Here is a 20,293-nt window from a genome sequence, read left to right as displayed (position 1 = left end):
TGCCGACCGAGGCGTTTGACCTCATTGAAGATCCGGCAGGTCGTCGTTGCCACGGGAGGACTACGCGCGTCGGTACCTGTTCCCTCCGTATCGTCCGATGCTCGCGAGCATCTGGGGCCTCATGTCGCCCGAAGGATGCCCAAGGGGCCTGTTGTTCAGGACCTCGACTGGTCCGAGACCCAGACCGCGAGCTGTGTGCGCGACGTGAACCCGAGCTTGGTCAGAGCCTTCTCGACATGGCCCTCTACGGTCCGCCGCGAGAGGGTGAGCTTGCTGGCGATGTCCTGGTTCGTCAGCCCGGTCGCGACCAGCTCCGCGATCTGCTGCTCTCGTCTGGTCAGACGCGCGAGTCCGGACGCAGTCACCGGCACGGCGGATGCCTGCATCTTCTTCTCTTCGTTCAGCGCGCAGCCGATCGCGGCGTCTTCGTCCATCGCGATTCCTGCGGCGTACGCCGCCTCGTACGCATCCGGCCCGAGCGACTCTCGCAACGCCGACTCGCAGCGCTGCCGCAACGACGTGAGCCCAGGTAGCACCTCGAGGGAGGTCGCCATGAAGCGCCAGAGGTGGTCGGCCGCACCGAGCAATGTGGCAGCTCGCACGGGAGCGCCCGCGGCGTGCATCCAGGCGCAGGCCTCGAGGCAGAGCGCCACTCCGAGCCGCTCACTCAGGCGCCGTTTGAGCGCGAGGCTCTTCCCCTCCAGATCGAGCGCCATGACCAGGTCTCCGCTCGCCCAGACGACCAGACCGAGGTGCCACAGCGAGAACGACCGACACCACGACTCACCGCTGGACTCGCAGATCTCCAGGCTCATCTCGTGGGATTCGGCAGCTCCGGTCAGATCGCCGGCGAAGCCACGAGCCATGCCGATCAGCATGTGGGTCTCCGCGATGTCGCGGAGGGCGCCACCATGCTCGAGGAGGGTTGCAAGCGCACGGCCGTGGCTCTCCACACAACCCTCGTGGTCGCCCAGGAACATCAGGTGCCAACCGGTCGCCTGGTCGGCCAGCCAGGTGGCTTCCAGAGGAAGCCGGTCTGCAAGCTCGCGAGCCTCGGAAGCGAGGGCCGCGCTCGACTCCCGATCACCCTGAATCGCCGCCAGCACGCACCCGGCGCGCAGCCCTCTGAGGCATACGAGGCTGTCGTCGGTCGCCAGGGCGGTGAGTCGGCGCAGCCAGTACCGCACCTCGGTGAAGGCGCCGTAGGCCATGGCGTACTTACGCATCCGGGCGGCCAGCTCGAGACCGGCTGTGGCCGCACCGTGCTCCATGCACGCGTACTCGAGTGCGATTCTGATGTTGGCGTCCTCCCGCCGCACCCGGCGCATCCACCTGATCTGTCGGGGACTCATCCAGTCCTCATCGATTCGCCCCAGCAGGGAGACGTAGAAGTCGAGGACCCGCTGCCGTATCGGGGCCGTGGAGCCCGCGATCGCCAGGTGGGCCGCGCCGAACTGCCGCAACACCTCGTGCATCCGGAACTGGGTGCGGCCGTCCACGAACTCCGCGGTGAGGATCGACTTGTCCACGAGCGCCTGCGCGCGGAGGGCGATCGACTCCGGTGTTGCAGACGGGTCGTCGCCGCGGGTGACATGCTCGATCGCGTCGATCTCTACGCCACTGGCGAAGCTCGACAGCAGCGCCCACATCCGGCGCTCCGCAGGCGAGCACTGTGCGTAGCTCCACTCGATGCACGCACTCATCGTGCGGTGCCGTGCGGGTGCGTTGCGGTCGCCGAGATCGAGCAGCTCCCAATGAGCCCGAAGTCGCTCGAGAAGCTCGACCGGGGACATCGCGCGCAGCCTCGTAGCGGCAAGTTCGAGCGCGAGGGGGATGCCCTCGAGATGGCGGCAGATCTCCAGCACCGCCGCCCTGTTCTCACCATCGAAGTCAAGACCTGGCGCCACATGACGGACCCGTTCCACGAAGAAGCGCACAGCTTCGTGGTCGTGAAGGGATGCATCGTCGGCGGAGGCGTCCGGGACCGCCAATGGCCCGACGGGATGGATGACCTCACCCGAGATTCGCAGGGGCTCTCTGCTCGTGGCGAGAATGCGCAACCGCGGACAGGTGCGCAGGAGCGTGTCGGCAATGACCGCGCAGTGCTCGATCAAGTGCTCACAATTGTCCAGCACGAGAATCAGGTCGCGCTCGCGGAGGTATTCGGTGAGCCGGATCATTCCGAACTGGCTCGAACGGTCGTGGATGCCGAGCACCGCTCCGGTCGCCTCCGGAATCAGTAGGGGATCGGACAGTTCAGCGAGCGGAACGAACCAGACACCGTCGCGGACACTCCGCTGCAGTTCTCGTGCGACCCGCAGCGCCAGCCGAGTCTTGCCGACGCCTCCCAGGCCGGTCAGCGTCACGAGCCGCCCCTCTGTCACCAGCTGCCGAACCTCGGCGCGGTCCTGCCGCCGGCCGATGAACTCGGTCAACTCGGCGGGCAGACTCGACGAGATCGCCGGGGCAGGGGCCAACTGGCTCACATCGCCAGCGTATGCCCCGGCTCAGCTGCGCGTCAGTGGTAGACGGCGACCCGGGATGGGTGATCGACGACGTACGTGACGGCGACATCGCCGTTGTCATGTGGCTTGCTGTGCGTGATGGTGCCGCCGCCGAGGCCGATCGCGGCCTGGAGAAGCGCCAGGTCCTTGGCTGGGACGACTTGTGTTCGGTACTCCATGACCTGATCGTGCGCCGAGCCGAGGCTCCGAAGGAGCGGGGTTTATACGTGAGTTCATACCTGGTCGGGCACCTGTGCGAAGGTCACCACGCCGTCCGGCGAGATGCTGCGCGTGGCCAGCCCGCGGGCGACCAAGAGCTCCAGGTGGGCCTTGGTCTCCATGGCAGCGATTCCCTGGTTGAACTGGTCGAGCTCATCGAATGACCGCTCGTGACGGGTCCAGCCGAGCATGTGCGCAGCATCGAAGGCAGTCAGAGGACCGTCGGTGAGTGTTGCCAGGCTCTTCGTCAGCCGTACCTCGTGGTGGGTGAGGAGTTCGTCGATCCGTGCGTGTGTCGACGGTGCCACCGGCCCGTGTGCTGGAAGCAACATCAGGTCGGGCAAGGCCCGCACCTTGGTCAACGAGGCCATGAAGTCGCCCAACGGGTCGGGTGCCGGAGGCATCGTGAAGCCGATGGATGGGGTGATCGTGGGGAGGACGTGGTCGCCGGCGAAGAGCAGCGCGGCCGTCTTGTCTGCGAAGACGTAGTGTCCCGCGGTGTGCCCCGGCGTGTGGACCGCATTGAGAGTCCGATTGCCGACCGCGAACTCGTGGTCACCGTCGAGCCAGGTGTCGGGATAGCGCCACACCGTCTGGGCGGGGACGGCATCGTGCAGGCCGTTCCACCGCTCGGCCAGGTCGGCGGCGCCGGCGCTCACGAGGCTCGCGAAGAACGGGGTCGACTCGCGCGGCCGCCCCTGGTCGTTCAGCAGATCGAGGGTGGCCTTTTCGGCTGCACCGAGGGCTACGTCTGCGCCGTACTCGTCGCCGATCTCCGCGGCCAGGCTGTAGTGGTCGCGGTGCACGTGGGTGACCAGAAACCGGTCGATGTCGCCGAACTTGCCGCCGATCTGGCCCAAGCCGCGCTTCAGCACGTCGCGCGCGGCCTTGATCGCCCAACCGCCGTCCACGAGGGTGAGCCCGCTGGGTGTCTCGATGGCGTAGACATTGACGGCCTTGAGTACGTCGGACGGCAGCGGCAGTGGGATCCTGTGGATCCCCGGGGCAACCGGCCACGCGCCCTCGTCGGCCCAGTGCCTGCCTGAGTCCGGCGACACTGCATACGCCGTGGGAGTGGTGCTGAACGGTGTTGTCGCAGGTGCGTCGGAGCGGACCGGCTCGCCGACGTCGATGAGAACCTTGCCGATCGCCCCGGCCTCCACCGCGTCGTGGGCCGCGGCGGTCTGCTCGAGGGGGAAGTGGTGCAACGGCAGTCCCGCCTGCTCGCCAACCCGCAGCGCACCACTCGCGACAGCGGCGGTCACGTCTTCCGCCGCCGCCTGCAGGAGGGTGGGGTCCAGCGGGTAGAGGAGGACGAACTGGTACCGGACGTTGAGCCACATGTTCTCGAGGATGTCGGGGGAGAAGGTGCCGCCGCCGTTGTCGGCGTAGACCGCGATCGTGCCGTGGTTCTTCAGGACAGCCAGGTTCAGCGCGTTGTTCTGCGACGGCGCGACCTCGATGACGAGATCCACTCCCTCGGGGCTGTTGGCCCGGATCTCGGCGGCCGCGTCGCCCGTGCGGTAGTTCACGACGTGGTGAGCACCCGCTGCGGTGGCCAGAGTGGCCTTCTCTTCGCTCGAAACTGTCGTGATGACCGTGGCACCTGCCCATCGCGCCAGCTGGATCGCGGCGTTTCCGACCGCCCCCGCCCCACCGGCGACGAGCACCACATGATCCGTGAGCGCGTCTGGGGCGAGCCGGGACGGACCGTCCTGGCTCGAGGTCAGTGCGCGGTGCGCTGTGATGGCAGGAACGCCGAGTGAGGCGCCGAGGTCGAAGTCCGCGCCTGTGGGCAGGGAGACGATGCGCTCGATGGGCTGGACGGTGTAGTCAGCGGAGGTGCCGTGAGGACGTCCGTGCTGGGCGAGGAGAAGCCAGACCGGGTCACCGACAGAGAACGTGACGACGCCCTCTCCGACGGCGTCGACGAGTCCGGCACCATCCTGACCTGGCACGACCTCGTCGTACGCGTTGGGGAAGCGCGCGCGGAACTTCCAGTCGGTCGGATTGACCCCCGATCGCAGGACTCGGATCCGGACCTCGCCGGGTCCGGGTTCGGGGACCGGCCGATCGACGAGACGGAGGACCGACGACGGTCCGTTTTCGGAGTACGTGATGGCTCTCATGCCTGCCGTTCCTCTTTGGTTGCAGTTCGGTCCCGGTCCCCGGCGGTCGGTTCGGCCGTCCGGCGCGGCTGGTCCTGGGGCCGGTTGACCGTCAACGACCAGAACCTCGTGCATCAGCTGTCCTGCGCTCACCGCTGCTCCTCTCCCGGAGCCTCGGCCGAGAAACCGAGATGCGCGCATCGGATCGTCGAATGTGGCGACATCGCAACAGTAGGAATCGGCGAGCAGCGGCTACTAGTACGCCTGTGCCCGGCATTGGTATCGACGCGCCACAGTGGTCATCTGACCTTGCATCGACCTCTGTCCCGCGCCGACGCTGCACTTGCGGACGACCAGTTCCGAACAACTGATGGATTCGACCCTCTGCACCCTCGTGCGGACGTGTGAAGGTGGAGCAACTGATGGCACACAGCGACCTTGGCCGGTTCGGTCAGGTGGTGGAGGTCAGCGACGGCGTCTACGCCTACATCCAGAGCGATGGGAGCTGGTGGATCAACAACACGGGCTTCATGGTCGGATCGCGCGGCGTCATCAGCGTCGACGCCTGCTCGACGGAAGCCCGCTCCAGGGCCTACATCGAAGCGATCGAGGAGCTCAGCGACCAGCCAGTGCGCACCTTGATCAACACGCACCACCACGGTGACCACACGTTCGGGAACTATCTGTTCCCCGAGGCGACCATCGTCGGTCAGGAACGTACGCGTGCCGCCATCCAGGCGTGGGGACCGCCTCGGTCCGCGCCCTTCTGGACCGAGGCGGAATGGGGCGACATCGAACTCGCGCCGCCGTTCCTGACCTTCGAGGAGTCCGTGACCGTCTACGTTGATGACCTCGCCTGCAAGGTCATGCACATGGGCGTGCCTGCACACACGAACAACGACGCTGTCGTCTGGCTGCCCGAGCGGAAGGTCCTCTTCAGCGGAGACCTGCTCTTCCAGGACGTCACGCCCTTCATTCTGCAGTGCTCGCTCGGCGGCATGCTCGAGACCCTGGCCGTGGTCGAGCAGCTCGGTGCCGAGACGATCGTCCCCGGTCACGGACCGGTCAGTGGGCCGCAGGTGTTCGCTGAGGTCGCCGAGTATCTTCGCTTCGTCAAGCGCGTCGCCGCTGAGGGGGTCGCCGCGGGGCTCACGCCTCTGCAGGTCGCTCTCGAGACGGACCTCGGTGAGTTCGGTGACCTGCTCGACAATGAGAGAATCGTCGGCAATCTCCATCGCGCGTACTCCGAGGTGCGGGGTGAACCCTGGGGAACGTCGTTGGACGTGGCGGCCGTGCTCGCCGACATGGTCACCTACAACGGCGGCAAGCCCCTGAGCTGCCACGCCTGAACCGAGGGATCCCTGACAGAGATCCGTGCGTTCCATCACCGGGTTGTTCGGGCCCGCTCGTGTGAGGAACAACGGATCTCGACTGCCCGTGAGGTCATGCCTTCGGCCGCTCCGCGAGTGCTTCGCTCTGGTCGCCGACCTCGGCCAGGTTCGCGCCGACCTCGTAGAGGTTCATGTTCATTGATCGGATGGCGGGGCTGATGGTCGCGCAGCTACGGCGAATGTCGTTGGTGGTGGCCGAGACGGCGTCCAGACGGTTCGCTGTGCTGTCGAGCACGCGCCGCAGGCTGTGCAGGAATCCGCAGATGACGGCGATGAAGCCGATGAGGACGGCGAGGCTTGCGCCGATAAGTATTCCGGTCATCGCGCGGACCTTTCTGCGAGCGCCTCGACGTGTCGTCCAAGCTCCTCCGCCATGGCAGCGATTCCGCCGGCGGTGCGGTCCAGCAGGCCGCTGGTTGCGGTGTTGCGTGCGAGGGCGGTGATTTCGGCGTCGAGATCTGCGATCTGGTTGTCGATGTCGATCAACAAGGCGCGTAGCAGACAGAGCAGGATGGCGACGCATGCGATCACCACGATGCCGATGCCGATGGTGATGGCCCAGATCAGGGCGACCGCGTCGGGAAGGGTGCTGTTCACCGCTGGCCTCCGGAGTAGATGGTGCCGAGACTGCGCCTCAGGGCGGCAAGCTGAACGTTGACCTGGTGGGTCTCGACGTTGATGCTCATGACCTCGGGCATCGCGTCGGTGTTGCGACGGGCTTGGCGCAGGGTGAGCGCCACGTCTCTCGACTTCGATCCCAGCGTGCGGGCGAGTGCGAGGATCATGGCCACGAGGACGACGACCGCGAGGATCGCGACCGCGCCGATGACAAGACCGGCGTACCAGCCAGTGAGGTCGGGTTCGTTCATGGCTGCCCGAGTAGGCCGTTGAGGATGGACTGCAAGACGTTGCCGAGTCGGATGATCCCGTTGTTCTCGATGCGCTGGGTGTGTACGCCGATCGCGTCCAGGTCGCTGCCGATGCCGTCGACAACTGGGTGCAGGTCGTCAACCGTGCCCCGGATCCGAGCGAGTGCAGTGTTGGACGAGGCAATGTCCCGCTCCATCGCAGCGGTCAGATCGGCGGTTCCGGACAACGAAGTGGTCATGGAGCCAGAGTGGGAGCGGATGTCGCCGACCCCGTCGTGAAGACGTCCGACAGGTCTGCGCATATTGGCGACGGACTTGTCGATGCCGCGTGCGGAGCGTTCGATGTTGGCAACGGAGTCATCGGTGGTGGCCAAATCCCCCCGGAGGCTGTGGAGTGCCACGACGGTCTTGGACAGGTGTCCCGCGAGCGGCTCGACCGTTCTGGCGATCTCACTCGTGCCGGCGACCGTGTGGTCGAGCTTCCCAACCAGTCGGGTGTCGTGGGCCATGCCCGAGGTCTCGAGGTTGATCGCCGCCTCGACGGAGTCATTGAGCTGGGCCGTGGAAACCGCTGCGCGGGTCAGGAAGACCAGCGCGGCGAGCGCGAAGGCGAAGACCACGACCAGGTTGACGTTGATGGCGCGCACGGCGGTGGTCGCAGGTGTCTCCCAAGCCGAGCGCCACGCGCGGATCATGCGACCGTGCAGCGACCGGCCGCTGGACCTAGGTGTTCTCAGCACGCCTGCCTCCCATGGAGAAGGTTGACGGGCGCGGAGGTACATACTCCGTGGAGGTGTCCGTTGACCAGCTCGATGAGTGTCAGCACGTCGGTGAGACTCGTGTGGGTGCCGTCGAGCGACGTGGTGACGGTGTTCACCTCTCGGCCGAGACGTCGAACACCGGTCTGGTCTGAGGAGCCGTACATCGCCTGGAGGCTCTTCTCGATGTCGCCGGTGCTCGCGAGGGTGGCGGCCAGGAGCGCAGAGGTTTCGTTCAGTTGCTTCGCGACCGGGTCCAAGGTTTCCGATGTGCCCTCGAGGTTCTTCGAGACTGTGGTGAGGCGAGTGGCCGTGCGGTCGAGCGAGTCGCTGGTCGTGCCGGAGTCTCGTTGGATGCTGGCGAGATCCGTGCGGATGTCGGCGGCATGACCGGACAGTGGCTCGACGGCGTCGCTGACCTCGGTCAGGTTCTGGTTCACGGCGTGGAGCTGATCGGGCAGGGTCTTGACGTTGCCCTCAGAGTCGGTCACCGCGCTCTGTGCGACTCCCATGTTGTCGTCGATGTCAGCCAAGGAGTTGCTGATGATCAGCAAGTAGGCGCAGATGACAGCGACGATGCCCGCACCAAGCGCGACCCAGGTGTTGACCCATCGGCGCACGTAGTCTTCGCGATCGCGCAGGTCACTGAGCTGACGGTGCTTCTCGGCGTCATCGGTCGGAATCGTCGTGGTTGTCATGGGGTGTGCTTCCTCTCGCATTCGCTGCCGCCGTTGAGCCCGTTGTCGATGCAGGATGCGTAGTGGTTCGTGGTACTCAGGCGGGTGCGGATGCCTTGGGCGTCGCGGAGCACCTGGGTTGCGAGTCCGGCTGTCGAGTCCAGGTCGGACCCGATGAGATCGATGCCGCGGGCAAGCGACTCCGCGGTGGAGAGAATGCCGGTGGCGTTGCCGTTGATACCTTCGAGCCTGGTGCTGACCGCTGGGATCGCGTCGGCGATGGACTTCGCGTCGCGATCGATCGCACGGGTGCTGGTGTCGATCGAGCTCGAACTGCCCTCGATGGACCGCGAGCTGGACTCGATCGACTCCAGATTCGAGGCAGCCGCACCCGACAGCGACGAGATGCCACGCAGATCACGGTTGAGGGGGGTCAGGGAGTCCCGGATGTCACCGGTGAGCTCGTTGGTCTTGTTGAGCTGAAGCAGTGAATCGGTGTACTCGTTGATGCCGCGGCCACTCTGTGCGATGGTCGCAGACTTCTCCTGGATCGCCGCGGCGTGCATCTGCGTTCGGTACAGAAGCGCGATCATCAGCAGCGCCGCGAGGCTCGCCATGACGATCGAGACACGTCCAGCCATCGTGATGCTGCGGTACCGAGTTGCGGCGCGACCGACTGGCGCCGGCAGTCGGTCGCGGCCGAGCCGTTGCCCCGACTCGCCGTGAACTTCCTCCGCGTGAGCCTGAACGTAGGACCGCAAGACCGGAGAGTCCACAGCGACGCGATGCTCCTCGCGCAGGTGGTCTACCGCGTGCCCGACGACCTCGCTGATCTCGGCACCTGCGGTCATCCAGTCGCAGCTGTAGCCAAGGTCAGCGCACACAAGGCGAGTTGTCATGTCAGCTCCTGCGGATCGAGGGCGGGCGTATCGGTTGCCAGGGAACGACGGCTGGAAGCGGTCGGTGGCTCTGTGCGAAGGGCGTCGACGAAGGCTGCGATTCCTTCGGTCTCTTCCAGGATTCCGTTGACGTTGGCTCCGATCCCGCGCACGTGCCTGTTGACGTTCTCGGTGGCGCCGACGACGGCTTCGGTGAGGATCCGGATCGAGGTCAGCGCCTCTGATACGCGAGCCATCAGCCGAATGAGCGCGACCAACCCCACGGTGAGGACGATCCCGGAGGCGAGCGCGAGCAGTCCTGCGACCATTGCGCCGATCATCGTGCTCTCCTCAGTGCTTCGCCGTAGCGTTCGACTCCTGGACGACCAAAGCCGGTGAGCATGACTGTTTCGGCCAGATCGGGGATGGCGTCCAACGATCCGACGGTCTCGTTCAGGTCGTCGACCACACGCTCGAGATGTTCAGCGATCTGCCGAATCGGTCGCAACAGAGAGGCGATCGACCACGCGAGCGCAGGCAGCAACAGGATTGCGACGATCAGGTCTGCGATCCACCACCACATCATTTGGACCTCGATTCTTTGGGTGGCTCCGAGGCGTCCGTCGGGCCGAAGGTCTCGAGGACGATGTCGAAAGATGGTGCGAGCGTGGCGAAGCGCTCGGCGCGCCCCGTTTGGAAAACCAGCGTGTAGAGGTCGCGGCCCTTGAATACGAAGTACTGGGCCTGCATGCCGCGCCCGGACTCGAATGGGAAGGTGTAGAGGTAGAACACCCCCGGGAGATCACCAACCTGTATGCCGCCGGTGTCGAGCACATCAAGGTTCGCCTTTGGGTCTCCGAGGATCCCGTCGGTGACGGTACGAAAGTCGGCGACGTTGGTGGCATTGACCTCTGCGTGCAGGATTGTCTTCCGGACCAGCACCAGATCGTCGGCATGCCCTGCCTCCAGAACCAGGAGATCGGCGCGAGAGTGAACCACGCGCCACGTCTTTGGATGATTGAACTCGACGCCGAGCTGCCCATCCTCATGGAAGGCGACGTCGTCGCCAGCGGTGGATGCCGTGGTGCCCGCAGGATCGGTGTGGTCGGACTTCGAGGGCTCCGATGCGGTTCGCGTGGCCGACTGGGCACCGATCATGACAATGAGCAGCAGCGCGATCAGGGCCCATCGCCGTCTGTCAGATACGAGTCTCGGCAGCATAGAAGCGGATCACGCATCCCAGCCGGTCGGCACGATCGTCCCATCGCGAACGGCGCCGTCGGGGCCGTCGGGGACGTCGGCACTTCCGTCGATGGCGAACGAACTCTCCAGTTCCACTGCCTGACGCTCCTGACTCTCACTGGGGCGGGCCCGTCCTCGATTCGGCACATGACCAGCGTCTGTGGGCTCCGTCACCGTGACGGTAGAGAACGCTCGCTCTCATGTCAAGGATGCGAATGCCTTCTTGAGCCGCGCGGGATCCGCCCGGTCCTGGGGACGACGATCGGCTCGGCGTGACTGCGCTGCGGCCTCATGTGCACAGATGGCTGCGGAGGCGTCGCGGCGCAATCAAACTCCCGCCGTTCGAGACTGACGGCGGGAGCGGTGGTACCAGTATCTGTAAAGCCCTAGCTCGCGACTCGCGCATGCTGGGCCGCAAGGGCGGCGTCGACTAGTGACTCCGCTGCGGCGCGCGCATGGCGGGCGTGGTCCTTCCGATGGGCTTGCATCTGCGCCCCAACAAAGACGCCATCCATCAGCATCAGCAGCTGGGTAGCGAGCGGCTCAGTCTGCTCGATGCCGGCATCGGCGAGATAGCCCGCGAAAGCCGTACGCACAAAGTCCTTATGTGCAGCCGCGATGTCGACGAACGGATGATGTGGATCCGCCATCTCGACGGCGACGTTGACGAACGCGCAGCCCCGGTAGTCGTCAGCCGAAACGAGGAGGTCGAGCACGTCAAAGACGGCCAGGACCTTCTCCTTGCCGGTCGAGGCGCGCTTGTCGATCTCGCGCTCAAACATGGCACGGGTGTTCTCGTCGCGATTGCGGAGGTAGGCCTCTACAAGTCCCTCCTTGGAGCCGAAGAGCCGGTACAGGCTCATGATGGGCGTCCCTGCTTCCTCCAGCACCCTGTTGACGCCCACAGCGCGAATGCCGTCCGTGTAGAACAGTTCCGCGGCGGACATGAGTCGCTCGCGTGGCGGAATCCGAGTCGGGTCCTTGCTCTTCGCCGCAGGCATGCGCCAAGGATAGCGAATGTTCTCACTCCCGAGTAGTGGATGGAGTCTTAGGTGTCCGGCCACGGTCGCTATCGCCCGTTCATGGACCGGCGTGGCGCTCGCACTCGTCGGAGCTGGCCCTTCGGCAACGCATGGGCGGCCGCCCTGACTGAGGTTTCCCGGGTCGCGGACGCAAGCCATGCGTTTGAGTCTTTGAGGCACTGCCGTGCTCGCGCGCCGGTAGAGCGAAGTGGGGTGCGCAGTTCCGCGAAGCGTTGCTCCAGGAGCGAACGATTCCTTCAGCTACGCTGACATGGACAGATGAAGAGGGGATGTGTGCCCGCCGTTGTGCCCAACTGGTGCCCAACTAGGCGAAAACGAAGTGTGGCCCCGACCCGGTTCTCCCAGGTCAGGGCCACAATCCAGTGCGTGCGCGAGGGGGGACTTGAACCCCAGACACCTGCGAGATCAGTGCGAGACCCGGCCATCGAAGTTCTCACCAGTAGGAAGTGAATCGCCCAAGAAGTCTTCGGGCTCGAGTACCTCCTCGGTGTATCCGAGTGGAAGTTTGTCGAGACTCATCTGAGCTCGCCCGGGACGACCGACCAGTGGGTCACGTTTCCCAGCGCAACTTCGGTGGCGCACGGGCCATCGGTCGTTTGCGATCGTCGGATCCCATTAACAGGAGGGCTCGGATTGGGCTCGCTTTGGTTCGCAAGAGACTGCAACCGTGTGTCGTCGCCGACAGATGCATCGGTCGACATCATCGCAGGTCAGCGGAACAGTTTGCCGCAGGAAGGCAGACGATCGCAAAGGATCGCGTTCACGCTCGCCAGCATCAAGGTCTTCCCGATGACCCACCACGTCGAGGCCGTCGCGCTGCTCGAGAAAGCCTGACTCTCGCGATCCGGAACAGCCGGATGACGACTCAAGTTGCTAGATCATGGCCGCGGGTAGCGATTGCGTTCTCGATGATCGTGATGGGGTCGTAGGCCAGGAGCTCCGCTCTGAGGGCTGCGACGGTTGCTGCGTAGCTGGGATCCCGTACGACCCGGTGGACCGCCTTGCGGATCGCCGCCGGCTTCGGGCGCTCGCTGCGCAGGTCGATTCCGAGCCCGTTGTGGCCGATCCGGGCGTTGATGTCGTTCTTGCCCTCGCGCTTGCCCGCGCCCACGACAGGGACGCCGTGCAGGAACGCAGCGAGATTGCTTCCGAAACCACCGCTGGTGACGAAGACGTCGACGTGCGGAAACAGGTCGTCGTAGTTGATGAAGTCGGTGACGACGACGTTCGGCTGGGAGAACCGCGTGCGAAGCTCCTCGGTACGGGCTCCGGAGGTGGTGGCCACCACGACGTACTCGGAGTCCTTGAATGCCTCGATGGTGGGGACGATCAGCTTGTCCGGATCGGTGTTGTCGACCGTGCCCTGAGATACGGCGACAACTCTGGTCGCAGGGTCGGTGACGACCTCCGGCATCGGGCTGGAGGAGCTCAGCGCTCGGCGGGCCGGAACGAGGGGGCCGACGTACTCGGCATTGGCGAGCGGTTGGTAACCCGGAAACTCCAGCCCGGGGGAGCCGTTCAGGAAGACCCGGCGCGTCCTGAGCATCGGTTCGTGCGGGAAGCCGTCGAGTGGGATGGGCGCAATGTCATGCCTGGCCAAGATGTCGTTGTAGTGAGTCGTGCCGGCCTTCATCGCACCGGCCAACATCCGGCGCACGATCGCGTGATGCACCCGGCCCACGGGCGTGCGTGCAGGACGCAGTCCGAAGAATGGTGGCGGACCCTTCTCGTCAGGCATCACCGTCGTCAGGCCCACGGCGAACACCGGTAGACGCAGGGACTCGGCGACGAGCTGCTCGGCGTAGAGAGCGCCGTCGCAGAGCAGCGCCTCGAACGGCCACTCGTCCATGACCGCGACGATGTCCCGGAAGTGGTTCTCGACCTGGCCCACGAAGAACTTGTCCAGCTCGAACGAGATCAGCTTGGGACCCCTGAGTCGCGCCCGCTCGGGATACAGGTCACCGAGGTTGCCGGCCATGACCTCGGTGGCCGCCCGGTAGGGAAACCACTGCATGCCGAGTCGGTCCAGCCTCGCGCCGTACGTCGGACCGGCGTACCAGCGGACGTCGTGCCCCCGCTCCGCGAGCCGCACCGCGACCCCGGTCAGGGGGTTGAAGTGCCCGTCTGCGGGCATCGATGCGCACAGGATCCTCATCCGCCGCCACCTCTCACTACAGTATGACTATAGTGAGTTATCCTCGAGTGTGTGTCTATAGCCTCCTCGACTAGAGCGGACCGAGCGCTGGTCACTCGTCGTCGCATGGTCCGCGCCGCCTATGACCTGTTCTGTGCCAACGGGTATCTCGGAACCACCATCTCCACGGTCGCCAGGGAGGCCGGGGTTGCCGTTCCGACCATCTACTACACCTTCGGGAACAAGGCGGCGTTGCTCAGCGAGGCGCTGGGGGCCGCGATCGTGGGATTCGATCGATGGCGCCCGCCGCCGGCGGACCCGCAGATCGATGAGCTCTTGCCCTGGAACCACTGGTGGGAAGAGTTCGAGTCGTCTCCGACCTCGGACGCCGCCTTCGACACCTTCTTCTCCCACGGCGTCAGGATCCTCGAGCGCGCAGCGCCACTTGTCGCCACGCTGCACGGTGCCAGTGGTGACCCGGAAGCAGCCGAAGTGTTGAGAATCAGCGAGGAACGACGTCTCGGTGCCTACCGGGAGTCGGTCCGGATCATGGCCGCCAAGCCGGGCGGCTTGCGCCCCGGGCTCACGGTGGCCGAGGCAACCGACATCCTCCTGGTGCTGTTCAGTGCCGAGCTCTACCAGTCCATCCGGACCGGCCGGGGATGGTCGGCCGACCGAACCGAAGCATTCCTCCACCAACTGCTCACCACCCAGCTGCTCGCCACCTGATTCGCCGCCGGCGCGGGTACGCAAGATTGAGGATGATTCCGGGCCCGCGCTGCAGGTTAATTGCTAGTAGTAAGCAGCGAATCAAATCCGAGAGTGCCGGGCCCACGTGTCGGCGACTCGGTTCCTGTGGCGCAAACGCCATCTAATCGCCAGGCCCCGATTCGTAGGGGCTCCGAATGGCTACGAGCTGCTAGAGCCTCTCAACGAGGGATGAGTAATGAGTGAGAAGACGATCGAAGAGCCTGGCGTGGTGGCGGAGCCCGAAGACGAGCGCAACCCGGACGACCTGGCCGGTGACTACGTGGACGACGTCTTCGTAGCCGAAGAGGAGAAGGAGGGGTTCTAGATGTCCTTTTTCCTGGTGCCTGCGCTCGTGACGCTGCGTGATGAGGTGAACACCCGTTTCTCGCACCGCGACAAGGCCAGTGATGGCTGGATCGGGGACCCGTCGCACCAAGCCCGGAAGTCCTCCCACAACCCTGACTGGGCGCACGGAGGCGCTGTGCGTGCGATCGACGTCGACATCGACGACAAGGACCCGACTGCTGACCTGCGTCTGATGGTCGTCGAGGCCGCCCGTCACGACAAGCGTGTCTGGTACGTCATCAGCAACGGCGTCATCTACTCCCGCACCTATGGTTTCGCGCCCCGGAAGTACAAGGGCAGCAACGGCCACTTCAAGCACGTCCACGTATCCGTGGTGGAGAACCCCGCGAAGTGGACCGACACCACCCGATGGCTCAGCTCGGAGCCGGTGTGGAAGTGGAACCCCGAGGCGGTCTCTGACCTGGCGCTGGTGCAGAAACAGTTCCAGATCGCCGCCGGCGCGAGGAAGGGCGCTCGGAAGCGGTACCACGGTGTCGCTACGATCCAGAACGCTCTGAACGTCAGCTTTCTCCCTAAGGGCCAGAAGCTCGCTGTGGACGGCTGGGCTGGTCGGGCGACGGTGAACGCGTGGCGTGGTTTCGAGGCGAAGAAAGGTGGGACGGGTCGGGAGATCACGCCCGACCCGGTGTCCCTGAAGCATCTTCGCATCCTGGACCGGTTCCGTGGGCAGGAAGCACAGTAGGCTCGCATTCGTCTGATATCGGTTGCGCGTCTCGCGCATCGGCGTTGAGATGCTCCCGTGAGCGATGACCTGTGGGGGACCGACCGGCTCGACCTGACGGCGTACCTGGAGCGGATCGGGGTGACCGAGCCACCCGGCCCGTCGCGGGAGGCGCTGGAGGAGATCTACGACGCCCACCTGCGCACCTTCACCTTCGACAACATCGACGTGCTGCTCGACCAGCATCCCGGCGTCGACCTGCTCGACGTACAGCAGAAGTTCGTGGGCCGGGGGAGAGGCGGCTACTGCTTCGAGCACGGGACGCTGTTCGCGGCGGTGCTGGACCGGCTGGGCTTCGCCGTCGAGCGGCGCCTGGCGCGGGTGGGAGCAGACCCGACCGCGGCGGGACGTACGCATCTGGTGGTCGTGGTCGATCTCGACGGGGAGCGGCTGCTGGCCGATCCCGGGTTCGGGCTGAGCGTCTGGCGACCGATCCCGATGGTCGACGGCGCCGTCGACGAGGTCCGGGGCATCACCCACCGGGTGCGGTGGGGCGAGCACGGCTGGGCGCTGGAGCGGGCCAAGGACGACGGCTGGGAGCTCATGCACACCCACGACGAGGCGCTGGTCGTGCCCAGCGACGTCGCGCTCGGCCACCACTACACCAGCACCCACCCGACGGTGCATTTCCGTCACCGGATGATCGTGACCAAGCTCCTCGAGGGCCGACACGTCAGCCTCACCCACAACACCGTCACCATCCGCCGCCAGGGCGAAGAGACCGAGCACCGCGAGATCGGTCTCGACGAGGTGATGGCCTACGTCGAAGAGCTCGAGGTGCCGCTCACCGACGACGAGCGGACCCGCCTCACAGAGCGGCTGAAGACGCTCGACTAGCGACTGGCGTCGTCGGTGATGATCCGCATCGCCATCGTCGGGTCCTCGGAGAGGTCGGTGATGAGCTGTCGACGGTCCAGCACGGCCTCGTCCAGGTGAGGGCCGAGCGTGCCCAGCAGCTCACCGGTCGTGGTGGCCGGCATCGCATTGAGCACGCGCGGCGCACGTCGCCCGGAGTAGGGCACCACGCGAGCCAGTGCACCGGCCACCGACCGGGTCGCCTCCGCGAACGGTGTGGTGATCTGGTCGGTGATGGGACTGAGCCAGTCGGCGGCACGCTCGGCCTCGGCGACCGACGTGCGCGCCTTCAGGTCAGCGAGGCGTACGTCCTCCAGGGCCTGTTCCAGACGACGCTGCTCCAGGAAGGCGAGAGCGACGATGACGCCGGCACCGAGCACACCGAGCAGCGCGAGGCTAGCGACCAGCATGGACCTTGACCTCCGCCACGACGCCCTCGTCGGCGAGCCGTTCGCGCAGCGACTCGGCGGCCTGGTCGTAGACCATCTTCGAGAGCAGCGCCGGCCGCACCTTGTGCAGCATCGTGGCCGCCTTGGTCTGGGCGGAGGCCAGCTCGAGCGGATTGAGGATGCGGATGCTCAGCAGCCGGTCCTCGGGCGGAAGCTCGGCGTAGGCGGTGCGCGGGGCCGAGATGTCGGCCTGCTCCAGTCGCCACAGCAGACCGATGGTCTCGGCACGCAGCGCCTTGTTGGCGCGCCGCAGGCGCCACGCGACAGCGGCGGCGGCCACGGCGATCACCAGCGCCACGACGGCGATCAGGGTGCTCAAGGCTCTCCTCGAATCACTAGTGCCCGACGAGTAGCGGCCCGACGGGTGGCCCGGTCGGACCAATCATGGAGCATCCGAGGATCGCTGTCAGCGGCGGTGGTCACAACACGGCGCGCCGGGGTGATTCGAAATGTCGTTCGACATCATGTATCTTGATATCAAGAGATCGACGGCATGTCCGTCGTAAAAGGTTAGGTGAGCCTTTGTTTTCCCGGCGTACGTGGCCGGGGCAGGATGGGCCTCAAAGACTTGAATTCGTACGTCTGTGGACGCGAGCAAGGAGATGAACGCGTTGGCCAGCAAGGACAGCTTCGGTGCCAAGAGCACCCTGGACGTGGACGGTAAGTCCTACGAGATCTTCCGCCTGGATGCGGTCAAGGGTGAGGGCCTCGACGTCGCGTCGCTGCCCTTCTCGTTGAAGGTGCTGCTGGAGAACCTCCTGCGCACCGAGGACGGCGCGAACATCACCGCCGACGACATCAAGGCCCTGGCGGGCTGGGACGAGACCGCCGAGCCCGACAAGGAGATCCAGTACACGCCGGCGCGCGTGATCATGCAGGACTTCACCGGCGTGCCCTGCATCGTCGACCTGGCCACCCTGCGCGAGGCCGCGGCCGAGCTCGGCGGCGACCCGACCAAGATCAACCCGCTCTCGCCCGCCGAGATGGTCATCGACCACTCCGTGATCGCTGAGGTCTTCGGCACCCCGGAGGCCTTCGAGCGCAACGTCGAGATCGAGTACGAGCGCAACCGCGAGCGCTACCAGTTCCTGCGCTGGGGCCAGACCGCGTTCGAGGACTTCAAGGTCGTCCCGCCGGGCACCGGCATCGTCCACCAGGTCAACATCGAGCACCTGGCCCGCACCGTCTTCACCCGTGAGGTCGACGGCGAGCTGCAGGCCTACCCCGACACCTGCGTCGGCACCGACTCCCACACCACCATGGTCAACGGCCTGGGTGTCCTCGGCTTCGGCGTCGGTGGCATCGAGGCCGAGGCCGCGCTGCTCGGCCAGCCGGTCTCCATGCTGATCCCGCGCGTGGTCGGCTTCAAGCTCAACGGCGACCTGCCCGAGGGCTCGACCGCGACCGATCTGGTGCTCACCATCACCGAGATGCTGCGCAAGCACGGTGTGGTCGGCAAGTTCGTCGAGTTCTACGGCGACGGCGTCACGGCGCTGCCGCTGGCCAACCGCGCCACCATCGGCAACATGAGCCCCGAGTTCGGCTCCACGATCGCGATCTTCCCGGTCGACGAGGAGACCATCAACTACCTCAAGCTCACCGGCCGCTCCGAGGAGCAGCTGGCGCTGGTAGAGAAGTACGCCAAGGAGCAGGGCCTCTGGCACGACCCGGCCGCCGAGCCGCGCTTCTCGGAGAAGCTCGAGCTCGACCTCTCCACGGTCGTCCCCTCGATCGCCGGCCCGAAGCGCCCGCAGGACCGCGTCTCGCTCACCGACGCCAAGACCTCCTTCGAGGGTCACCTGCCGACGTACACCTCCAAGGCGACCGACGCGAAGATCCCGGTCACCCTTGCCGACGGTCAGCAGTTCGAGCTGGAGAACGGCGCGGTCACGATCGCCTCGATCACCTCCTGCACCAACACCTCCAACCCGTCGGTCATGATCGGTGCGGCGCTGCTGGCCAAGAAGGCCGTCGAGAAGGGCCTGACCCGCAAGCCGTGGGTCAAGACCACCCTCGCGCCGGGCTCGAAGGTCGTCACTGACTACTACGACAAGTCGGGCCTCACGCCCTACCTGGAGAAGGTCGGCTTCAACCTGGTCGGCTACGGCTGCGTGACCTGCATCGGCAACTCGGGCCCGATCATCCCCGAGGTCTCGGCTGCGGTGAACGAGCACGACCTCGCCGTCGTCTCGGTCCTCTCCGGCAACCGCAACTTCGAGGGTCGCATCAACCCAGACGTGAAGATGAACTACCTCGCGTCGCCGCCGCTGGTCATCGCCTACGCCCTGGCCGGCAACATGAACCTGAACCTGTTCGAGGACGCGCTGGGTCAGGACCAGGACGGCAACGACGTCTTCCTCAAGGACATCTGGCCGACCCCGGCCGAGGTCGAGGAGACCATCGCCACCGCGATCTCCTCCGACATGTTCACCAAGGACTACGCCGACGTCTTCGCGGGCGACGAGCGCTGGCAGAACCTGCCGACCCCGACCGGTGACACCTTCACCTGGGACGAGGACTCGACCTACGTCCGCAAGGCGCCCTACTTCGACGGCATGGCCAAGGACCCCTCCGCGGTCACCGACATCGAGGGTGCCCGCGTACTGCTGAAGCTGGGCGACTCGGTCACCACCGACCACATCAGCCCCGCGGGCAACATCAAGAAGGACTCGCCCGCCGGCAAGTACCTCATCGAGCACGGCGTCGAGCAGCGGGACTTCAACTCCTACGGCTCGCGCCGAGGCAACCACGAGATCATGATCCGCGGCACCTTCGCCAACATCCGGATCAAGAACCAGGTCGCCCCGGGCACCGAGGGTGGTTACACCCGCGACTTCACCCAGCCCGACGCTCCGGTCAGCTTCATCTACGACGCGGCGCAGAACTACGCCGCGGCCGGCACCCCGCTGGTCGTCCTCGGCGGCAAGGAGTACGGTTCCGGCTCGTCTCGCGACTGGGCCGCCAAGGGCACCTCGCTGCTGGGCGTCAAGGCGGTCATCACCGAGTCGTTCGAGCGCATCCACCGCTCCAACCTCATCGGTATGGGCGTCATCCCGCTGCAGTTCCCCGCGGGCCAGAACGCCGACAGCCTCGGCCTGACCGGTGAGGAGACCTTCTCGATCTCCGGCATCACCGCGCTCAACGAGGGTGTCACCCCGAAGACGGTCAAGGTCACCACCGACACGGGCGTCGAGTTCGACGCGGTCGTCCGCATCGACACCCCCGGTGAGGCCAACTACTACCGCAACGGCGGCATCCTGCAGTACGTCCTGCGCAGCCTGGTCAACGCCTGAGTCTGACCTGACGAACGGCCCGTCACCCCCGACTGG

At 65.8% G+C, this 20,293-nt stretch carries 23 protein-coding genes; 7 read left to right on the top strand and 16 right to left on the bottom strand.

Annotated elements, in window-relative coordinates; genetic code table 11:
* Positions 1-155: 155 nt before the first annotated feature.
* The 3 genes from AB0F44_RS16865 to AB0F44_RS16855 are packed head-to-tail and all read right to left on the bottom strand — an operon-like array spanning position 156 to position 4,852.
* Positions 156-2,486: a LuxR C-terminal-related transcriptional regulator gene (locus AB0F44_RS16865; protein ID WP_357357275.1), complete on the bottom strand. Its 2,331-nt coding sequence runs from the start codon at positions 2,484-2,486 to the stop codon at positions 156-158.
* A 32-nt stretch (positions 2,487-2,518) separates the two neighbouring features.
* The gene (locus tag AB0F44_RS16860; RefSeq protein WP_357357273.1) at positions 2,519-2,683 is read right to left on the bottom strand and encodes a hypothetical protein; all 165 of its coding nucleotides are present in this window, start codon (positions 2,681-2,683) and stop codon (positions 2,519-2,521) included.
* 54 nt (positions 2,684-2,737) lie between these two features.
* On the bottom strand, positions 2,738-4,852 hold the full coding sequence (locus AB0F44_RS16855; protein WP_357357271.1) for an MBL fold metallo-hydrolase: 2,115 nt from the start codon (positions 4,850-4,852) through the stop codon (positions 2,738-2,740).
* Between the two features lie 401 nt (positions 4,853-5,253).
* On the opposite strand from AB0F44_RS16855, the gene AB0F44_RS16850 reads away from it, so the two are divergent.
* Positions 5,254-6,180, top strand: coding sequence for an MBL fold metallo-hydrolase (locus tag AB0F44_RS16850; protein WP_357357270.1), 927 nt, complete (start codon positions 5,254-5,256; stop codon positions 6,178-6,180).
* A 94-nt stretch (positions 6,181-6,274) separates the two neighbouring features.
* Here the strand turns inward: AB0F44_RS16850 and AB0F44_RS16845 are convergent, their stop codons facing one another.
* The 10 genes from AB0F44_RS16845 to AB0F44_RS16800 all read right to left on the bottom strand — a co-directional run bounded on the left by AB0F44_RS16845 (position 6,275) and on the right by AB0F44_RS16800 (position 11,647).
* Positions 6,275-6,544, bottom strand: a complete 270-nt coding sequence (locus AB0F44_RS16845) for a hypothetical protein (RefSeq protein WP_357357268.1) — start codon at positions 6,542-6,544, stop codon at positions 6,275-6,277.
* Positions 6,541-6,819, bottom strand: coding sequence for a hypothetical protein (locus AB0F44_RS16840; RefSeq protein WP_357357266.1), 279 nt, complete (start codon positions 6,817-6,819; stop codon positions 6,541-6,543). Before AB0F44_RS16840 ends, AB0F44_RS16845 begins: the two co-directional genes overlap by 4 nt.
* Complete coding sequence (locus AB0F44_RS16835) at positions 6,816-7,091, bottom strand: hypothetical protein (RefSeq protein ID WP_357357264.1); 276 nt, start codon at positions 7,089-7,091, stop codon at positions 6,816-6,818. Before AB0F44_RS16835 ends, AB0F44_RS16840 begins: the two co-directional genes overlap by 4 nt.
* Positions 7,088-7,831 (bottom strand): hypothetical protein, encoded by a 744-nt coding sequence (locus tag AB0F44_RS16830; protein WP_357357262.1) that lies wholly within the window; start codon positions 7,829-7,831, stop codon positions 7,088-7,090. Before AB0F44_RS16830 ends, AB0F44_RS16835 begins: the two co-directional genes overlap by 4 nt.
* Positions 7,825-8,547: a hypothetical protein gene (locus tag AB0F44_RS16825; RefSeq protein ID WP_357357260.1), complete on the bottom strand. Its 723-nt coding sequence runs from the start codon at positions 8,545-8,547 to the stop codon at positions 7,825-7,827. The genes AB0F44_RS16830 and AB0F44_RS16825 overlap by 7 nt, the downstream gene beginning before the upstream one ends.
* Complete coding sequence (locus tag AB0F44_RS16820) at positions 8,544-9,425, bottom strand: DUF1059 domain-containing protein (protein WP_357357258.1); 882 nt, start codon at positions 9,423-9,425, stop codon at positions 8,544-8,546. Before AB0F44_RS16820 ends, AB0F44_RS16825 begins: the two co-directional genes overlap by 4 nt.
* Entirely contained in the window at positions 9,422-9,745 is a 324-nt protein-coding gene (locus AB0F44_RS16815) for a hypothetical protein (RefSeq protein ID WP_357357256.1), read from the bottom strand. Before AB0F44_RS16815 ends, AB0F44_RS16820 begins: the two co-directional genes overlap by 4 nt.
* A complete protein-coding gene (locus tag AB0F44_RS16810; RefSeq protein ID WP_357357254.1) occupies positions 9,742-9,987 on the bottom strand; it encodes a hypothetical protein in 246 nt (81 codons plus the stop codon). Before AB0F44_RS16810 ends, AB0F44_RS16815 begins: the two co-directional genes overlap by 4 nt.
* Positions 9,987-10,562: a hypothetical protein gene (locus AB0F44_RS16805; protein WP_357357253.1), complete on the bottom strand. Its 576-nt coding sequence runs from the start codon at positions 10,560-10,562 to the stop codon at positions 9,987-9,989. The genes AB0F44_RS16810 and AB0F44_RS16805 overlap by 1 nt, the downstream gene beginning before the upstream one ends.
* A gap of 470 nt (positions 10,563-11,032) precedes the next feature.
* A complete protein-coding gene (locus tag AB0F44_RS16800) occupies positions 11,033-11,647 on the bottom strand; it encodes a TetR/AcrR family transcriptional regulator (RefSeq protein ID WP_357357251.1) in 615 nt (204 codons plus the stop codon).
* A gap of 711 nt (positions 11,648-12,358) precedes the next feature.
* Here AB0F44_RS16800 and AB0F44_RS16795 point away from each other — a divergent pair.
* A complete protein-coding gene (locus tag AB0F44_RS16795; protein ID WP_357357250.1) occupies positions 12,359-12,523 on the top strand; it encodes a hypothetical protein in 165 nt (54 codons plus the stop codon).
* A gap of 31 nt (positions 12,524-12,554) precedes the next feature.
* Here AB0F44_RS16795 and AB0F44_RS16790 read toward each other — a convergent pair whose 3' ends face one another.
* Positions 12,555-13,844: a nucleotide disphospho-sugar-binding domain-containing protein gene (locus AB0F44_RS16790; RefSeq protein WP_357357248.1), complete on the bottom strand. Its 1,290-nt coding sequence runs from the start codon at positions 13,842-13,844 to the stop codon at positions 12,555-12,557.
* A gap of 51 nt (positions 13,845-13,895) precedes the next feature.
* On the opposite strand from AB0F44_RS16790, the gene AB0F44_RS16785 reads away from it, so the two are divergent.
* From AB0F44_RS16785 to AB0F44_RS16770, 4 genes are all read left to right on the top strand, one after another.
* Positions 13,896-14,552, top strand: a complete 657-nt coding sequence (locus AB0F44_RS16785; protein ID WP_357357246.1) for a helix-turn-helix domain-containing protein — start codon at positions 13,896-13,898, stop codon at positions 14,550-14,552.
* A 217-nt stretch (positions 14,553-14,769) separates the two neighbouring features.
* Positions 14,770-14,898, top strand: a complete 129-nt coding sequence (locus tag AB0F44_RS16780; protein WP_357357244.1) for a hypothetical protein — start codon at positions 14,770-14,772, stop codon at positions 14,896-14,898.
* Entirely contained in the window at positions 14,899-15,621 is a 723-nt protein-coding gene (locus tag AB0F44_RS16775) for a hypothetical protein (protein ID WP_357357242.1), read from the top strand.
* A gap of 57 nt (positions 15,622-15,678) precedes the next feature.
* Complete coding sequence (locus tag AB0F44_RS16770) at positions 15,679-16,497, top strand: arylamine N-acetyltransferase (RefSeq protein ID WP_357357240.1); 819 nt, start codon at positions 15,679-15,681, stop codon at positions 16,495-16,497.
* Here AB0F44_RS16770 and AB0F44_RS16765 read toward each other — a convergent pair.
* The gene (locus AB0F44_RS16765; RefSeq protein WP_357357238.1) at positions 16,494-16,925 is read right to left on the bottom strand and encodes a hypothetical protein; all 432 of its coding nucleotides are present in this window, start codon (positions 16,923-16,925) and stop codon (positions 16,494-16,496) included. The two genes, AB0F44_RS16770 and AB0F44_RS16765, sit on opposite strands and share 4 nt — an antisense overlap.
* Positions 16,912-17,283 carry a hypothetical protein gene (locus AB0F44_RS16760; protein WP_141804792.1) on the bottom strand — a complete coding sequence of 124 codons (372 nt, stop codon included), beginning with the start codon at positions 17,281-17,283 and terminating at the stop codon, positions 16,912-16,914. The genes AB0F44_RS16765 and AB0F44_RS16760 overlap by 14 nt, the downstream gene beginning before the upstream one ends.
* A 283-nt stretch (positions 17,284-17,566) precedes the next feature.
* Between AB0F44_RS16760 and acnA the strand changes: the two genes are divergently transcribed.
* On the top strand, positions 17,567-20,257 hold the full coding sequence (gene acnA / locus AB0F44_RS16755) for an aconitate hydratase AcnA (RefSeq protein WP_357357236.1): 2,691 nt from the start codon (positions 17,567-17,569) through the stop codon (positions 20,255-20,257).
* Positions 20,258-20,293 lie beyond the last annotated feature (36 nt).

It is taken from the genome of Nocardioides sp. NPDC023903, assembly GCF_040639295.1.
GTDB lineage: Bacteria > Actinomycetota > Actinomycetes > Propionibacteriales > Nocardioidaceae > Nocardioides.
Note: the sequence above shows the minus strand (reverse complement) of the source record. Positions and strands in the feature narration are given on the sequence as shown.

Excerpts from the sequence above, each read along its gene's own strand:
- AB0F44_RS16790 (WP_357357248.1), bottom strand. The coding sequence starts at position 13,844 with ATGAGGATCCTGTGCGCATCGATGCCCGCAGACGGGCACTTCAACCCC.
- AB0F44_RS16860 (WP_357357273.1), bottom strand. The coding sequence starts at position 2,683 with ATGGAGTACCGAACACAAGTCGTCCCAGCCAAGGACCTGGCGCTTCTC.
- AB0F44_RS16800 (WP_357357251.1), bottom strand. The coding sequence starts at position 11,647 with ATGCCTGCGGCGAAGAGCAAGGACCCGACTCGGATTCCGCCACGCGAG.
- AB0F44_RS16765 (WP_357357238.1), bottom strand. The coding sequence starts at position 16,925 with ATGCTGGTCGCTAGCCTCGCGCTGCTCGGTGTGCTCGGTGCCGGCGTC.
- AB0F44_RS16835 (WP_357357264.1), bottom strand. The coding sequence starts at position 7,091 with ATGAACGAACCCGACCTCACTGGCTGGTACGCCGGTCTTGTCATCGGC.
- AB0F44_RS16810 (WP_357357254.1), bottom strand. The coding sequence starts at position 9,987 with ATGTGGTGGTGGATCGCAGACCTGATCGTCGCAATCCTGTTGCTGCCT.
- AB0F44_RS16825 (WP_357357260.1), bottom strand. The coding sequence starts at position 8,547 with ATGACAACCACGACGATTCCGACCGATGACGCCGAGAAGCACCGTCAG.
- AB0F44_RS16815 (WP_357357256.1), bottom strand. The coding sequence starts at position 9,745 with ATGATCGGCGCAATGGTCGCAGGACTGCTCGCGCTCGCCTCCGGGATC.
- AB0F44_RS16855 (WP_357357271.1), bottom strand. The coding sequence starts at position 4,852 with ATGAGAGCCATCACGTACTCCGAAAACGGACCGTCGTCGGTCCTCCGT.
- AB0F44_RS16820 (WP_357357258.1), bottom strand. The coding sequence starts at position 9,425 with ATGACAACTCGCCTTGTGTGCGCTGACCTTGGCTACAGCTGCGACTGG.
- AB0F44_RS16850 (WP_357357270.1), top strand. The coding sequence starts at position 5,254 with ATGGCACACAGCGACCTTGGCCGGTTCGGTCAGGTGGTGGAGGTCAGC.
- AB0F44_RS16845 (WP_357357268.1), bottom strand. The coding sequence starts at position 6,544 with ATGACCGGAATACTTATCGGCGCAAGCCTCGCCGTCCTCATCGGCTTC.
- AB0F44_RS16775 (WP_357357242.1), top strand. The coding sequence starts at position 14,899 with ATGTCCTTTTTCCTGGTGCCTGCGCTCGTGACGCTGCGTGATGAGGTG.
- acnA (WP_357357236.1), top strand. The coding sequence starts at position 17,567 with ATGAACGCGTTGGCCAGCAAGGACAGCTTCGGTGCCAAGAGCACCCTG.
- AB0F44_RS16780 (WP_357357244.1), top strand. The coding sequence starts at position 14,770 with ATGAGTGAGAAGACGATCGAAGAGCCTGGCGTGGTGGCGGAGCCCGAA.
- AB0F44_RS16805 (WP_357357253.1), bottom strand. The coding sequence starts at position 10,562 with ATGATCGGTGCCCAGTCGGCCACGCGAACCGCATCGGAGCCCTCGAAG.